The sequence below is a fragment of the Bacillus sp. SRL543 genome (assembly GCF_984799205.1).
Window position 1 is genome coordinate 4,814,623 of record NZ_OZ481794.1, and the last position, 15,062, is coordinate 4,829,684.

The 15,062-nt window shown below is 43.2% G+C and carries 19 protein-coding genes; 3 read left to right on the forward strand and 16 right to left on the reverse strand.

Features of this window, described 5'->3' with window-relative positions:
- Nucleotides 1-54: 54 nt before the first annotated feature.
- Nucleotides 55-534 carry a DinB family protein gene (locus AC4E8B_RS24480; protein ID WP_490216152.1) on the reverse strand — a complete coding sequence of 160 codons (480 nt, stop codon included), beginning with the start codon at nucleotides 532-534 and terminating at the stop codon, nucleotides 55-57.
- 185 nt (nucleotides 535-719) lie between these two features.
- Here AC4E8B_RS24480 and AC4E8B_RS24485 point away from each other — a divergent pair, with 185 nt between their 5' ends.
- Both AC4E8B_RS24485 and AC4E8B_RS24490 read left to right on the forward strand, forming a co-directional pair.
- Nucleotides 720-878, forward strand: coding sequence for a hypothetical protein (locus tag AC4E8B_RS24485; protein WP_248138063.1), 159 nt, complete (start codon nucleotides 720-722; stop codon nucleotides 876-878).
- A 752-nt stretch (nucleotides 879-1,630) separates the two neighbouring features.
- Entirely contained in the window at nucleotides 1,631-3,325 is a 1,695-nt protein-coding gene (locus tag AC4E8B_RS24490; protein WP_490216153.1) for a methyl-accepting chemotaxis protein, read from the forward strand.
- A 126-nt stretch (nucleotides 3,326-3,451) separates the two neighbouring features.
- Here the strand turns inward: AC4E8B_RS24490 and AC4E8B_RS24495 are convergent, their stop codons facing one another.
- From AC4E8B_RS24495 to AC4E8B_RS24550, 12 genes are all read right to left on the reverse strand, one after another.
- Nucleotides 3,452-3,922 carry a DinB family protein gene (locus tag AC4E8B_RS24495; RefSeq protein ID WP_094767860.1) on the reverse strand — a complete coding sequence of 157 codons (471 nt, stop codon included), beginning with the start codon at nucleotides 3,920-3,922 and terminating at the stop codon, nucleotides 3,452-3,454.
- A 215-nt stretch (nucleotides 3,923-4,137) separates the two neighbouring features.
- A complete protein-coding gene (locus tag AC4E8B_RS24500; RefSeq protein ID WP_490219881.1) occupies nucleotides 4,138-4,746 on the reverse strand; it encodes a flavin reductase family protein in 609 nt (202 codons plus the stop codon).
- 101 nt (nucleotides 4,747-4,847) lie between these two features.
- A complete protein-coding gene (locus tag AC4E8B_RS24505; RefSeq protein WP_490216154.1) occupies nucleotides 4,848-5,282 on the reverse strand; it encodes an SMI1/KNR4 family protein in 435 nt (144 codons plus the stop codon).
- Nucleotides 5,283-5,562: 280 nt separating this feature from the next.
- Nucleotides 5,563-6,156 carry an NADPH-dependent FMN reductase gene (locus AC4E8B_RS24510; RefSeq protein WP_490216155.1) on the reverse strand — a complete coding sequence of 198 codons (594 nt, stop codon included), beginning with the start codon at nucleotides 6,154-6,156 and terminating at the stop codon, nucleotides 5,563-5,565.
- A 123-nt stretch (nucleotides 6,157-6,279) separates the two neighbouring features.
- Nucleotides 6,280-6,705 (reverse strand): MarR family winged helix-turn-helix transcriptional regulator, encoded by a 426-nt coding sequence (locus AC4E8B_RS24515; RefSeq protein WP_490216156.1) that lies wholly within the window; start codon nucleotides 6,703-6,705, stop codon nucleotides 6,280-6,282.
- Between the two features lie 40 nt (nucleotides 6,706-6,745).
- A complete protein-coding gene (locus AC4E8B_RS24520) occupies nucleotides 6,746-7,273 on the reverse strand; it encodes a YceI family protein (RefSeq protein WP_490216157.1) in 528 nt (175 codons plus the stop codon).
- A gap of 252 nt (nucleotides 7,274-7,525) precedes the next feature.
- On the reverse strand, nucleotides 7,526-8,053 hold the full coding sequence (locus AC4E8B_RS24525) for a GNAT family N-acetyltransferase (RefSeq protein WP_490216158.1): 528 nt from the start codon (nucleotides 8,051-8,053) through the stop codon (nucleotides 7,526-7,528).
- A 40-nt stretch (nucleotides 8,054-8,093) separates the two neighbouring features.
- Nucleotides 8,094-8,564, reverse strand: a complete 471-nt coding sequence (locus AC4E8B_RS24530) for a DinB family protein (RefSeq protein ID WP_490216159.1) — start codon at nucleotides 8,562-8,564, stop codon at nucleotides 8,094-8,096.
- A 91-nt stretch (nucleotides 8,565-8,655) separates the two neighbouring features.
- Entirely contained in the window at nucleotides 8,656-8,910 is a 255-nt protein-coding gene (locus tag AC4E8B_RS24535; protein WP_490216160.1) for a hypothetical protein, read from the reverse strand.
- Between the two features lie 114 nt (nucleotides 8,911-9,024).
- Nucleotides 9,025-9,591 carry a hypothetical protein gene (locus AC4E8B_RS24540; RefSeq protein ID WP_490216161.1) on the reverse strand — a complete coding sequence of 189 codons (567 nt, stop codon included), beginning with the start codon at nucleotides 9,589-9,591 and terminating at the stop codon, nucleotides 9,025-9,027.
- 250 nt (nucleotides 9,592-9,841) lie between these two features.
- The gene (locus tag AC4E8B_RS24545; protein ID WP_490216162.1) at nucleotides 9,842-10,840 is read right to left on the reverse strand and encodes an ABC transporter permease; all 999 of its coding nucleotides are present in this window, start codon (nucleotides 10,838-10,840) and stop codon (nucleotides 9,842-9,844) included.
- Nucleotides 10,833-11,759, reverse strand: a complete 927-nt coding sequence (locus AC4E8B_RS24550; RefSeq protein WP_490216163.1) for an ABC transporter ATP-binding protein — start codon at nucleotides 11,757-11,759, stop codon at nucleotides 10,833-10,835. Before AC4E8B_RS24550 ends, AC4E8B_RS24545 begins: the two co-directional genes overlap by 8 nt.
- Before the next feature lie 106 nt (nucleotides 11,760-11,865).
- Between AC4E8B_RS24550 and AC4E8B_RS24555 the strand changes: the two genes are divergently transcribed.
- Entirely contained in the window at nucleotides 11,866-12,636 is a 771-nt protein-coding gene (locus AC4E8B_RS24555; protein ID WP_490216164.1) for an SGNH/GDSL hydrolase family protein, read from the forward strand.
- Nucleotides 12,637-12,697: 61 nt separating this feature from the next.
- Here the strand turns inward: AC4E8B_RS24555 and AC4E8B_RS24560 are convergent, their stop codons facing one another.
- The 3 genes from AC4E8B_RS24560 to AC4E8B_RS24570 all read right to left on the reverse strand — a co-directional run bounded on the left by AC4E8B_RS24560 (nucleotide 12,698) and on the right by AC4E8B_RS24570 (nucleotide 14,997).
- On the reverse strand, nucleotides 12,698-13,531 hold the full coding sequence (locus AC4E8B_RS24560; protein ID WP_490219883.1) for a YitT family protein: 834 nt from the start codon (nucleotides 13,529-13,531) through the stop codon (nucleotides 12,698-12,700).
- Nucleotides 13,532-13,664: 133 nt separating this feature from the next.
- On the reverse strand, nucleotides 13,665-14,027 hold the full coding sequence (locus AC4E8B_RS24565; protein WP_490216165.1) for a superinfection immunity protein: 363 nt from the start codon (nucleotides 14,025-14,027) through the stop codon (nucleotides 13,665-13,667).
- Entirely contained in the window at nucleotides 13,981-14,997 is a 1,017-nt protein-coding gene (locus AC4E8B_RS24570) for an STAS domain-containing protein (protein WP_490216166.1), read from the reverse strand. The genes AC4E8B_RS24565 and AC4E8B_RS24570 overlap by 47 nt, the downstream gene beginning before the upstream one ends.
- Nucleotides 14,998-15,062: the final 65 nt, after the last annotated feature.

The window sequence follows — 15,062 nt, forward strand, 5'->3', positions numbered from 1 at the left end:
TCCTCCTTTTTCTCAAATTAGATTTGTCTTTTTTACATTCGACTCCGATAAAAACTAACTATGCCTCCAACTGCCCTGCAGCTTCCGTACATAGACAATCTGCCCAATATGGTACGCATTGTGCGTGGATAGATTTCCAATGATAGCCCACCATTCTGCCGATTCAGGAAACCCTTCCACTTCACTGTCCAGCTTTTCCTCGGAAAGCAGATCCTGCCACTGAAATAGCACCTCTAACAGCCGCTCCTTTAAATCACTGAATGTTTTATTTTCCGGTATCCCAAAGCTTTCATCATTGCTCCCAATTGGCGCAACTGCATTGACGTGACCCTTTTGATACCTCTTTTGCCAGGTTTCATTCCAATAAATAAGATGCTGGACCAATTCGGCGATGCTGTTGCTCTCCTCATTCGGCTTCCAAAAAGCATCTTTTTCTGATAAGTCTTCAACAGCTTCTGAAAAAGGAACATACCAGCTCGGATCATTCGCATTTGCTGACAACTGGTCGGCCAGCAGATCAATAGCATGAGGCATACTTGCCACACTCCTTTGATAAGATAATGACTAATTCGCCGCAATTTCCTGACTTCCTGCCTTATGATAAACGAGCATAACAGAAACCTTGATCAGAACACCATTCATTATTTTCCAGTAAAATACATAAACAGAAGTATATGCAGGCAATAAATGTTAATATATAGAAAAAGGAGGTGGGCGTAATGCCTTTATGGATATTATTGCTGGCAATTGGAGCCTTTTTCTTGGGTCTGGGAAAATTGATCGATTTTCACTACAGCAGGGAAGGTCGCAGTATAGATACCTCATCATTGCGGGAAAATACGAAGGATAACTTAGGTGGGAGCATTTATTTTCAATAAAAGCCGGGAGCCGAGAGGAACCCGTCTCACCATAGACACCTTATATTACGGGAAGGTGTGTAAACATATTTTGTGAGCAGCATTTATTTTTAGAAGTCATTTATCAATGTCCTCTCCGAGTCGTGGTTACCGCGAAGGTGCCAAAGATACCCTGGAGAGGACATCTCTGTTAGAAAAGATAAGCTCAATTCCGGTGAGCCGGGCCCGGCTGTTTAAAGGGGGAGCAGAATGGGGATAGAGGCTAATCAGTACGAGGTACATATTTTAAAAAAACAGAAAAGGGCGCCTCATTTGGCTGGGTATATACCTATCCATTTGTCAGCAGAGAGTTTCGGTGCCTTTAATAAGATTGGCCCCCGACATAAAAAAACATTTACGGAGCAACAGCAGTTATCTGGTTACTTTATTTATGGATATTTTTTAGGGACAAGATTTGGGTTCAGATTGAATTGTTTATCAGTTATTATTCTAATCATGTCCATTTTTGTTTTCACGCTTATAAAAAGAAACAATAGATTCAGCCATATTAATAACTTTCATTTGTAAGTCCCCGGCTTTAACTATTTTAATACTTTACAATTTCCTCAGAACTCCTTTTTATTGCTAGTCAACCGACTCCACTAAATCCAGTTATATTTTTTCCATCCAAATATTTCTTATTAAAAATAATATTTATGGACCGATAGTACCTTTAGGATATTTGTTATTTTCTAAAATTGAGATTGAATAAGGGGAAGGTACATTTGGGGAGAATGAAAAAATTCGAATTTAAATTAGGGACAAAAATAAACCTAATTGTCATATCCATTATAATTGTTTTATCTGCAGTTATCGGATTTGTTGTAAAACAGGAAGTTACAAAAGGAGTCCAAGAATTTGCAACTGAGAAAGCAAAAGGGGATCTGAGGTTAGCTTATAGGTATATCAATAAATTGCATCCTGGTGATTGGGAAGTTAGGGGAAATAAACTTTATAAAGGTTCTGCTTTATTAAATGATAACTACGAAATAGTAGATGAGATTGCGGAAGATACGGGAGATACCGTAACAATATTCCTCGGAGATACCCGTATAACAACAAATGTGATGATAGATGGCAAACGTGCCATTGGAACAAAAGCGTCCACTGAAGTGGTTAATACTGTCATTAAAAATAAGTCAAATTACTACGGCCAGGCAAATGTTGCCGGTAATATGTATCAAACAGCTTATATGCCTTTACAGACCGCTTCAGGGGAAGTTATCGGAATTTTCTATGTTGGTGCCTCTGAAGAAAAAATAAATGAAATACTTTCTTCTGTTTTGTCAAAGCTCATATTTGCTTTACTGGCTATGGCTGTTTTAGCTTCTATGATTGTCTATTGGTTCACCCATAAGATGAAAAAGAGACTTGCCAATATTGCAAATGCCCTTGAAATGGCGGGCAATGGCGAGTTTACTGCGAAGATTAATGACCGCTCAAGAGATGAACTCGGCTCTTTATCTGCGAGCTACAACCACATGTCTGAAAATCTTAAAACAATGGTTCATGAGGTTATTTTTACGACTGAACAGCTGGCATCTTCATCTGAACAGCTGACTGCAAGCTCTGAACAAACAAGTATCGCAACAGAGACCATAACAGAATCGATTCAGCAGGTAGCTAACGGCGCGGAACATTCTACAACAAGTGTGCAAGAGAGCTCATTGGCACTGGATGAAGTCGCTAAAGGAATTCACTCCATTGCCGAAAATGCTTCTGTGGTTTCCGAAGTAAGCAGTCGGGCAGTTGAAAAGGCTCAAGAAGGCGAAGTGTTTGTCAGCAATACGGTTAAGCAGATAAATAGAATTAATCGCTCTGTTGCAGCTAGTGGAGAAATCATAAAATCACTAGAACACAGATCTCAGGAAATAGAAAAAATAACGAAAGCAATTACAGATATTGCGAATCAAACTAACTTACTGGCATTAAACGCAGCAATAGAAGCAGCCAGGGCGGGAGAGCATGGAAAAGGCTTTGCCGTTGTAGCAGATGAAGTAAGAAAGCTGGCTGAACAATCCCAGCAGTCTTCTTCGCAAATTTCAGCGCTCATTAAGACAATACAAGAAGACATGGAGCAGTCCAACGAGTCCATAGAACAAGTCTCTGTTGATGTAAAAGAAGGATTAGCCATTGTTAACCAAACCAGTGAAAACTTTAAGGAAATCCTTGATTATATGGGAAGATTAACAGAACAAACCAATGATATGGCAGCAACATCTGAACAAATCTCAGCAAGTACACAAGAAGTGTCGGCAACAGTGTCAGGGATTATCAACATATCTGAAAAAACCTCAATGCATTCACAAAATGTAGCTGCGTCAGCAGAGGAACAGCTAGCATCAATGGAAGAAATAGCTGCATCCGCTACATCATTGTCTAATCTGGCGGACGATTTGAAAGAGTTAGTCAGCAAATTTAAGATCTAACTCCTTTACGATATAAACCTGCAGCGAAATAGGTACCTGACTCCACATTTGGTAAAGCTTTAAGAAATTCGGAGTCAGCCACCTTTCCTCCACAAAAGTTAAAGGTGCATCAGCACCAATGTAGGGTTAGTCCCAGATCCGGGTTCTTGGGACCCCTGCGGTTCTTAAATAATCCAATAACTGCCCAGTATGAACGGATTCGTGATAAGCTACCCGCAATAGCATGTCACCTAAACCTCTTATATATCCTGACTCGGAGCGGTCAATCTTAATATTTTCCAAGTCTTCCTCAGAAAATGATTTTATAGTGTCTATAAATTCTCTTCTGTGAGTTTCTGCAAAATCCAATTCATTTTGTACCGATATGAACGGACGATTTTCGTACGGCGAATTATAAACGGTCAAACTCCCTCTATTTCGAATAGCCAAATGATAGTAATGTTCACTTTCTAATACGTGCCGGATCATTTCCAGACAATTCATTGCTTCATTATCGGGCTTCCAAAAGAGCTTTGCATCAGGAATAGTTGTCCAGACTTTAATGCTTCTTCTTCTGACTTCATTTAAGTTTATAATGATTAAATCGATTGAATTCATACTAAAGCCGCCTCTTCTTTTTTATCAATTATACACGAATGCACGTTCGTGTTGGAGGAAAAGAGGAAATCTTTAGATAACTAATGAGATTTTTTAAATGAAGTTCCATTGTCGCTATTTCCGTTCGGAAATTGCTTCATCCAAATTGACGTCACAGCATTTTTAGCAAAAAAATCCAGGACCCTAATAGGAAGCTAGGGTCCTGATCATTTTTATTATTCTGGCCGCTCAATCGTAAAAACTTCCCCAATCTTAGCATAATCATTCCCAGCCAGTCTGCTGACGGCAGCAAGCCCCTTCTGGTCGATACGTCCCTTGTCATATAGATCTTCTTCTATATGGAATTGTACAACCTTCCCGATGATAAAGTCGGTACCAGGTGAGTCTGTCCCACCTAACTCCAGGGCATGTTCCAACACGCATTCCATCCGGATTTTCGCTTCCTTTACGCCGGGTACTGCTATTTTTTTACTTGCCTCTGTTGTAAAACCCGCTGCCTCTATTTCGCTTTGTTCAGGAGGAAGGCTGGCCGCTGTTTGATTAACCTTTTCGACATTGTGCTCATCAACGATGTGAACCACAAATTCCTTTGATTCGAGAATGTTTCGGGCTGTATCCTTCTGCCTTCCCTGCGCACGCTGGATGGATAGGGAAATCATGGGCGGGTTGGCAGAAACGATATTGAAATAGCTGAATGGTGCACCGTTCACCACACCATCCTTTGAGATGGTAGTCACAAAAGCAATGGGCCTCGGGATGATGCTGCCGATGAGAAATTTGTAATTTTCTCTTTCCGGCAGGCTGACAGGATCAATGGAAAGCATTTGAATCATTCCTTTGCGAGTTAATGTAGTTCTCTTCTCTGAGCCAGGGGGACAGGTCCCTTGGCTCATTTGGGGCCAAGGGACCTGTCCCCTTGGCTGTTCTAGACAGAGATTTCGCCCATAATCCAGCCTTTGATGAACTCTTCTAACGATGATGCGATGACACTGCGACCATCATCTTCATGGTTCCACACATATATTTCCTCACTCTGGATCATTCCATCTTCTATTGCATAACCAAACAAGTCTCCATTTCCTGCATCAGAAAAGAATAAAAATGTGTCTAAAGGTTTTATAAGATTCCTGTATTCATGAAGAGTCCGAAAAAATAAGTTTTCTCTGACCATCTGTTCTGTGGACCAGATAAAAGAAGTTCCATAATTGCCATAAACACCATTGGTTTCATTATATAAACCGGCCAGCTTGGCTGGCAGGCCGACATTCAGTTCCTCTTTAATCGAGGCAATCTCCGCTTCCGATGCAGGGGCTTTAAACTCACATTCATTATAAAAACCGCTTAAATAATCTCTCCACATTGCCGACTGTATACCACCTTTGGAATCTGTATGGTTAATAATTCTTTTGAAGATCTTATTTTTCCTTCTTTCGTCAGCTTCATTTGTAACTAAGAGCCAGGGGGACAGGTCCCTCGGTCCATTTGGGCCAATGAACCTGTCCCCCTGGCTCTTTCGCCGTATAACTTCTGAGCACATCAATCAATCGTCTTGATAGGCTCTGCTCAACCTTTATACCCTTTTTGAATTGAATATATTTACAGGTGCAGGAGTCTGCACCTGTATTTAATTACACTGCCGCTTAGCGGATGGTGGATAGAGCTGTTGACCAAGGGATCAATTGATCCAGCATTTGATTGACTGAATCCTCTTGTACTTCTTTTGGTTTGAATTGATTGCCATTTTCAAAGTCTGTGAATAAAGACAGTGCAGGGTGTACGCGGACGTCAGCGACTGACAATTCTCCAAGAATGCCGCGCAAGTGTTCTGCAGCACGCGCCCCGCCTACTGAACCGTAAGAAACAATTCCGGCTGCTTTATTGTTCCACTCAACACGCAGGTAATCCAATGCATTTTTCAATGCGCCTGTGATAGAGTGGTTGTACTCCTGCACAATGAAAATGAATCCATCCTGGGCAGCGACGATTTCTGACCATCCAGCAGCCCCTGAAGCATCTGCGCCCGCTTCGCCAAGCAATGGAAGCTTGTAGTCAGCGATATCAATGATTGTATAGTTCGCGTCACCGCGCTTGTCAGCTACTTCTTTCACCCACGCACCAACTTGCGGACTTACCCGTCCCTCACGTGTAGAACCCAGGATAATACCTATATTTAATTTAGTCATTGTTTCTTCCTCCTCTTTTTTTGCTCCAAAAAGTTTATTTAGAAAACCCATAGAATAACTCCTCTCCAACATATCTCCAGAGCCGGGGGGACAGGTACCGCGGCCCATTCGGGCCAAGGTACCTGTCCCCTCGGCTCAATATATCTCGAATTCGAGATATATTTTCAAAAAAAATCAAATTCGTTCTGCCCTGCAGCCGATCTTTTTCATTAAATCAATCGTTTGATAAACTTCTTCCGTACTTAACTCATCGAACACTTCACCCATTTTGCTTTCATGCAAGGGGAAGACTTGATCCATCAAAGCCTTCCCCTCAGCTGTCAGCACCGCATAAATGACCCGGCGGTCTTCTGGGCACCCCTGGCGCCTTACATACTTTTTCTGCTCTAACTTATCCACCACATAGGTGATGCTGCTGCTCGAGATCAAAACTTTCCTGCCAATCACCTGAATAGGCTGATCACCCTTATGGTATAAGAGCTCAAGGACAGAGAATTCCGTAGGATTCAAGTCGTAGTTGGCTGCATCTTTGCGAATCGCTTCTTGTATGGCTTGGGAAGCACGAAGTATGACCGTTACAGCTTTCAACTTCTCATTCATACGTTTTTCTCCTTTAACCGGCAGCCCTTCAAACTATAAGTTATGCTGCTGGATTTACTTCTAGTTCCACTTTGATTTTAATATCCTTGCCTACAAGCACTCCGCCAGTTTCAAGCGCTGCGTTCCAAGTCAGGCCGAATTCTTCACGGTTAATTTTTGCTGCTGCCTCGAAACCGTACACTTCAACGCCCCAAGGATTTGTTCCTTTGCCGCCGTATTCTACTTCAAAAGTGACCGGCTTTGTCACACCCTTGATTGTCAGGTCGCCTGTTACTTTATAATCATCACCGTCTTTTGCGATGTTAGTTGATTTGAAGTCAATCGTCGGGTGGTTTTCAACATCAAAGAAATCCGCTGACTTCAGGTGGTTTTCACGGTCCTCACTGCGCGTATTAATGCTTGCAACATCAAATGTAAATGCAACTTGTGCTGTTGTCAGATCTGTTAAATCTGCTGCTTCGACATCTGCTGTATAAGAATCAAAAGAACCCTTCACCTTTGAAACCATCATGTGTTTCACTTCAAAACCTACTGCTGAATGCGATTGATCTACTGTCCACTTTGCCATTTAAAATCTCCTCCAAATTGTAAATTATCATTTATCTCGAATTCGAGACATGTTGTCAAAAAAATAAGCTGTGATGTTTATTCCGAAATAAATTATCTTTAATTCGAGATAAATTTATCATATATTGGGAATGGAAGTCAACAACTTTTTTTGATACCAGAGGGACAGACCCCCTGGTCCAGCCTTAAGACTGCAGGGAACAGGTCCTCTGGCCAAGTCTCAAAAAAGAGCCAAGGTACCTGTCCCCCTGGTTCACCCCCGGTTCTCTGACTGCAGCAATCCATAGACGATAGTATCTGACCATTCGCCCTTATTCCAAAAATCCTGTCTGTAATGAGCTTCTTTTCTCATACCGATACGTTCACACAACTTTTGTGAAGAAGTATTTCTTGCATCAAGGACGGCTTGGATCCGGTGTACACGAAACTCGGCAAACAGCTTCCTGACCAGATGGCTGACAGCTTCCGTGGCATACCCCTTCCCCGAAGCTTCTTTAGCAAAACTATAGCCCATTTCAACAGTATCTTTCATATCTGTATACCATACAGATAAATCACCAATTACTAGACTGCGGTGTACTACTGCTAAATTTAAAGTTGTTTCTTTAGTGAGCGCCCTATTTTCCAGCTTCTTATTAAACTTCTCGCCTCTATTTTCATAGGTCCATTTATCATGCAGGAGAAATCGGCATATATCCTCATCTTTATAAATATTAAATACATCTTGTAAGTCGGCACTCTTAAACGGCCTAATGGATAATCTTTCAGTATTGAATTCCAAATTACTCCTCCTACTTTAACAAAGCTTGTTTCCTTATTTATCAGCGCTGCGATGGCCAGGAACCTTGCATCTTCCTTATTTGAATAATCTGCCCGGTATGGTAGGCATCGTGCAGCATGATGTCTAAGAGCTTTTCTTCAAGGGCATTTTCTTCAATTCTTTCAGGCGTAATCTGGCTGACTGCTTTCTTTAAGCTGTGCTGAGCCTTTTCTGTGCGTTCTACAACAGCTTTCCATACCTTTTCATCATTTACTTGTTCGGTGAAAGAGAAAGTTTCATCACCATCAAGATTTCGGGTCCACTCTCGTCCCTCTAATTCCGCAGAAAGTCTTTCTTTATAATAGATAAGATGATTCACATTCTCCCAAATGGAGTTTGCTGCAGCACCTTCTGGCTTCCAGCTTGCCTGTTCAGCAGAAAGCCCTTCTATGGCAGGCTTTAATGGCGCGTACCAGCTCTCCTTGTCGAATGTTGTATTAAGCATCTTTAACAGAAATTCAGTTCGATCCATTTCGATCTTCCCCCTTTTATAGGTTGATTCGAATATAGAATTTCACCAAAAAGTTAATAAGTCCTTCTTAAATAGTGGATAAGATGAACAGTCACTCCCCTTGCTCCTCTTCATCTCCTCTTTTCTTTTCTGACATCAAGTAAGCAAACGCCACGCCGACCGCGAGAAGGGAAGCAATCGCAGAATAGCGGAATATGGTAAAGAAATATTCTGCGTATGGCGTTGCATAGCTTGAAGTAAACCCCTCAGTATTAGTTATCTCGTCTACCCTCTTCATAAAAGCCACCAAGATAAAAAATGGCACGATAAATGAATAGACTCCTGTTTTCACTAAGATTTTTTCCATTTATGATCCCTCCATTTTGTTTCTAACTTCTTTTCCTTAAGCTGCCCGGCCGGGAGGAAATTGCGGTTTTCACCTTGTGGCCCAGCCGCTGCCATTAACCCCTTATGCTGCTTCTCAATCCGGCTGCCGGCTTTCAATTTCAACATTCTGTTCAGCCAGCAGAGAATAAAAGGCGCTTCTTTTCACAATAAAATCACTTTGCAGATCAAACTTATATGTCCCAGCATCTTTTATATGAAACTCTAATCTGTAGGGAACTCCATGTTTGCTTATTTGCGTAACTTTTTGAATGCTATCCCATTCAAAGTTCTTTTCGCGGACAAAAGGCGACTTGACCTTTAATCCTTCCTCGATCAGATAGGAATGGGTTTGAAAGGACTGCCAGAATAGGACCACTGCAATGGCAGATAAGAGGATATTTGATAAAAACAATAGAGGTTTAACCTTTGAATCGGCCATATATAAAAATACAGCAAGAATGGCAAACAGGATGGAATATCCGATGATAAACAAGAGGTAGGCTATCTTAGGGGTACTGAAAAACAGATGATAATCAGGCTGAAAATAAAACTTCTGAATTGCATTAACGGCCAAAACACTGATTGGCAAACAACTGACTGCTAATACCAGGAAAAGGGCAAAAAATCTCGGCCCCAAATCTTTTTGATGTATCACTTCCATAGTTTCACCCGCCTTTTTTTACTTAACTAACTAATACGGATGTAACCGACAAAAGTTTCCAAATTTTAGATGATTACTTCTTGAGTGTCCCTTCAACCGCACCAGTCTTAAAGCAGCAAAAAAAGCCGCCAGGATGGCAGCGTTTGTAATGCCACAGGGATAGGCCCCCATGGCTCAGCTTCAAAACGGGCCAAGGGGACAGGTCCCATGGCTCAAAAAGAGCCAAGGTACCTGTCCCCTTGGCTCACTGTTAATATATGTCCTTCTGGGTGAAATTCCAAAATGCTACAGCAAGGCAGGCGGCGGTCCATACGGCAAGGATGGTTAGTGAAAATGGCAGTGACATTCCTTCGATCGGCGGCGCCTGGCCTTCGAGGTAGTTGATTAGATCGAAGTTCAGATTCACCAGGTACTTGGAGCTTGTCCAGCTCGACCCGATGGAACTCAGCAGGGTGCCGGCGATGAGGACTGCCATCATGGCACCTATTCCAGTTGCTGTATTTTTCACAAGAACCGAGATCATTAGGCTGATGGTTCCAACCACGGCAGTTACTGCCCAGGCAAGCCCGACTGACATGAGCAAGTATTCCCACATCGGCAGGGTATGGATGAATTCTGTTGAAAATTCGCCAGTTGCGGAGGCTTGAAATCCGGTCAAAATAGGGGCGGTCCAGCCGTCATATCCGAGCACAATTCCTGAGACCGCATAGCAGGCAATCACTGTTGCTGCCATCAGCAAGGATGTGTAAAGCAATACTGTCAGCCATTTGGCCATCAGGATCTTCCACCTTTTTACCGGCCGGGACAGCAAGGTTTTGATGGTCCCGTCATTGTATTCTCCGCTCACAATATCAGCCATGATGATAATAATGAATAATGGCAGGACAAGTGTGAGTCCCTGCGAGAAGAAGATTCGGATAAACGTAGGGGCCCCGGGATAGTTCGGGTTGATATCATTGTCGAGATAATATTGCTTTTGCTTCAGATCAAATTCAAGGAACTGCCTGAACTCGTCCTGGATTCCGCTCGAAGCGAGCCGGTTTTGCCGATCGACAATCTCCTGCTGCAGATCCACCCTCCAGTCCAGTGTGCCCTGCTTTTCAATTTTCTCTTGTATCTCCCGGTATTGTGCATATGTAAACATAGAAACCAGAATGACTAGAATAAGTATGACAACCGGCAAGCGTTTCTTGGAGCCTATCTTCATGACTTCATTACGTATCAGGCCAGCCATATTCGGATTAGACAATATGATCGCCTCCTGTCAAACTGATAAATAAGTCTTCCAATGTCTGCACTTTCCTTTCAATCGTCCATACCTCAATACCTGCCTTCAATAAGGCTTCATTCAGAATGAAAGTTTTACTTTCATCCATAAGCGTGTGTATTGTATGGTCATCGTACAGTTCTGCAGCCTGGACATATGGGGATTCATTTAAAATGGAGAGAGCGCGGAAAGAATCGCTGACTCTCCAATCGATACCAGATGATAGGGAATTGACCAGGTCACTTACACTTCCGGTTGTCACGATTTTCCCGTGGCTCATAATGGCCACGCGATCGGCCAGCAGTTCAATTTCACTTAAAATATGGCTCGATACGAGCACGGAAAGACCCGTTTCATCGACCAGCTTCCTGATGAATGTGCGAAGATCTTTTATTCCCATAGGGTCCAGTCCATTTGTAGGCTCATCCAGGATAAGCACGTCAGGACGGCCCAGCAAGGCTTGTGCAATACCAAGCCGCTGGCGCATTCCGAGTGAATAGGTCCTCACCTGGTCATCCACCCTTGCGGTAAGATCCACCAGATCAATGACTTCCTGTATCCGTTCTTCGTCCACATCTGGAAGCATCCGTGCAAAAATCTGCAGATTTTCACGGCCGCTCAAATACTTATATAACTCTGGATTTTCAACAATGGAGCCCAGTCGCTGCATCGCTTGGACAAATTGCTTTCTGACATCAAAGCCGCAAATCTCAATCTTGCCGGCCGTTGGCTTAATGAGTCCGACAAGCATCCGGATGGTAGTCGTTTTTCCGGCGCCGTTCGGACCCAGGAACCCAAATACTTCTCCCGGGTAAATCTCAAATGATATTTGATCAATAATCGTTTTCTTTCCTATGATTTTCGTCACATTTTCCAATTTAACAGTTGGCTTTACGCTCATAGCATCACCCTGGTTCTATTTTATCGAAAAAAAGGGACAATGACTCTTTTGAATACTCAAGAAAAGGAAAGATTGATACAATCACGTTAGAAGGAGAGGTCAAACGATGAAAAAATGGATATGGCCGCTGTTTATCACACTATCCCTTGGGCTGACAGTTCTATTCGGATATGGCCTTGTCAGTGCCTACATGGATGTTACCAATCCACCCCAAGCTCAGACATTGGCAAAATCAGAAGAAGCGCCTGCCACCCCGGGCGACACTTATATCGCACTCGGGGATTCATTAACAAGGGGTGTTGGATCATCAAAAGGTGAAGGCTTTGTCTCGCTGACCGGGAAAGAGCTCAAAGAAAATAATCTGGTTGAACGCTACCAGAATCTTGGCATTAGAGGCGCCAGAATCGAAGACCTGCTGCTGCAGCTCGAACAAAAGGAAGTCCTGAGAACGCTTGAAGAGGCAAAAATCATCACCATCACCATCGGGGGAAACAACCTGTTTAACAGCGGGGAAATCTTCAGCAATTATTCAGAGAAAACCGCCCTTGCTATCCTGGAAACCGAAATTCCCAACTTGGAAAAAACATTTAAAAACATCCGTGAAAACAACCCGGATGCCCTCGTCCTCTATATGGGACTGTATAATCCATTCAAGCAATCACCGGACGGAAAATCATTCGATTCTGTCATCCAAAAATGGAATGAAGCTGCCCGCACACTAGGATTGAAATACAATATTCAAATCGTGGATACCTTCAACCTGGTCACCGATGCCAAACGCGATCTTTCCAGCGATGTATTCCACCCGAATGACACTACTTACCGGCAGATATCCGACAGCATGTATCTTGTGATCGAAAAAAGCCTGATTCAATGAGCCAGGGGGACAGGTCCCGTGGCCCAATCTCAAAAAGAGCCAAGGGACCTGTCCCCTTGGCTCATGTCTTCGGAAATGTAAATCCTTCTCCGAACACATCCCGCACGTCATGGACTACGACGAAGGCTTTTTCATCGATCTGCTGGATCATTTTCTTGAGAAGGAAGAGTTCCTGCTTGTTGATGACCACGTAAAGGATGTCTTTGGATTCCTTAGAGTAGTGGCCCCGTGCGTTGATAATGGTGGCCCCCCGGTCCATTTCAGCACTGACTCTTTCGGCGATGCTCTCGGTAAAGGGGGAGATGATGGTGACGGCCTTCCGCGTGTCAAAGCCGTCGATCAGGTAATCAAGAATTTTGGTGCTGATGTAGATGGAGATTCCAGTGTACATCGTATTTTCGATTCCAATTACAAAGGCCGATCCGAGGACGACGAGGATGTCGAACACGAACATGGTCGTGCTCACGGCCCAGCCAAATCGCTGATTGAGCATGCGGGCGACGATGGTTGACCCGCCCGTCGTACCGCCGGAGCGGAGCACGATTCCGAGGCCGATGCCAATGAACACACCAGCGAAAACCGTACCGAGCATGATATCCAGCGAACGTCCCATACCTTCTGTGAAGTGCAGGAATACGGACGTAAAGAAGATTGCAAGCAAGGTGTACCACGTCACCCGCTTGTTGAGCACTTTATAGCCGATGGCAAGCAGGATCCCGTTCATCACAAAGTTTGTGTAACCCGGAGACCAGTCCAATACATAATAGAGAGTCATAGAGATTCCCGTCACGCCGCCCTCACCAAGCTCATTCGGGATCGCGAACAGATTTACCCCAAGTGCGAAGAACAGGGATCCGATAATAATCAATGTAATTTCTTTTGCTGTCGAATTCAGATGATCACTCCGTTCCTTTTGAATACCAGAATACTATAGCATAAAGGATGAGCCAGGGGGACAGGTCCCTTGGCCCAGCCTTAAAAAGAGCCAAGGGACCTGTCCCCTTGGCTCCCCTTGGCTCCCGCTGACTCTACCTTCCCAAAGCTTGATCCCGTTGATCCTTCCTGACAGCTAAAAATAATGCTGCAAACCAGCCAATCAAACTCCATCCTAAAAATAGATTTATAAAGTATATTAATACTCTGTTATACTTATTTTTTCTTTTCGCTATAATGCTTGGGATGAAATAAATAACAACCCCGATAAGTAAAGGTATAATGGCAAAGATCGTTTCCAATAAAACCCTCTCCTTCATTTTTTTGTACTTTTTATGAGGCCGCAGGAAGGCGCAGGGACAGGTCCCTTGGCCCAATCTAAAAAAGAGCCAAGGGACCTGTCCCCTCGGTTCAAACAATCCTTTTCCCGCTCTTGCCCAATGCATAATAGATGCCATGTTGAAGAGATTGAAGACATTCAAATTTCCTTAAGTTTATGAGGCTGTTTGATATTTTCATGGCTAAATCAGCAGATATGCCAACCAGGATGACTTCGGTTCCCAGCAATCTGGCAGCAGCGCCAAGTTTATCAATCAAATTTGCAGTATAAGTGTTTATATTACCCTGGAGGCCTGTCAAATCCAGTAAAAGATACCTTGTTTTATGGGCAGGCAATTTAGCGAGTGTGCTCTGAAGGAGGTCCTCACCCCGCTGTTCATCATATGTCCCGATTAAGGGAACCACAATAATGCCTTCGAGTACAGGAATAAGAGGAGATGAAAGCTCCATAATCAGTTCCTGCAATGTTTTTGTTTTGTCCTCAACCAGTTCTTCAAGTTCTTTAATTTGTTTGGCATCCTGCCTGCGTGTCATTTCTAAAATATTTTGCTGGACCGTAATATCAGAAACAAAATATTCGACGATACTATATGGATTATCTTCATTTTGGTGCTGAATGATTTTATACCAATAATTCTGGCCGAACAGGCCGGTAAAAACAACGGCATAATGGGCAGGTACAAAGACGCCTTCAGGCTGTGTTTCATCAATCCTGTTCATTTTGTATTCCCAATCATCCTGTAAGTGAAGAGTAAAGGAGCCGCTCTCTCCATCCATATCGTGAATGACCGCTTTGCCCCAGCCAGCTGGTGCATAGGTATTCGATAGCCATTGAATCACATTGTTCTTATCAATACCCGCAATTTTTTTGTAACCTTCCCCGACGATAATGCCCTGCCGGAATCCAGTGGTCTCCAAAACGAGGTGTGTGGCTTCTACGCCGGAGATTTCCCTTATCGTGTCAAAAAATGTTTTCATGGCAGATACCCAAAAGAACACAACATCTCCGCCATCAAACAAAACCTTCCCTGTCTCCAAATCCCAATTTAACTCTATCCCGCCAACTTTGATTGATTTTTTAGTCTCCACTTATAACGCACCCCTATCTGTGGTAGTTATGATAGGAATTATTATACAGCATCATTTGCAAAATA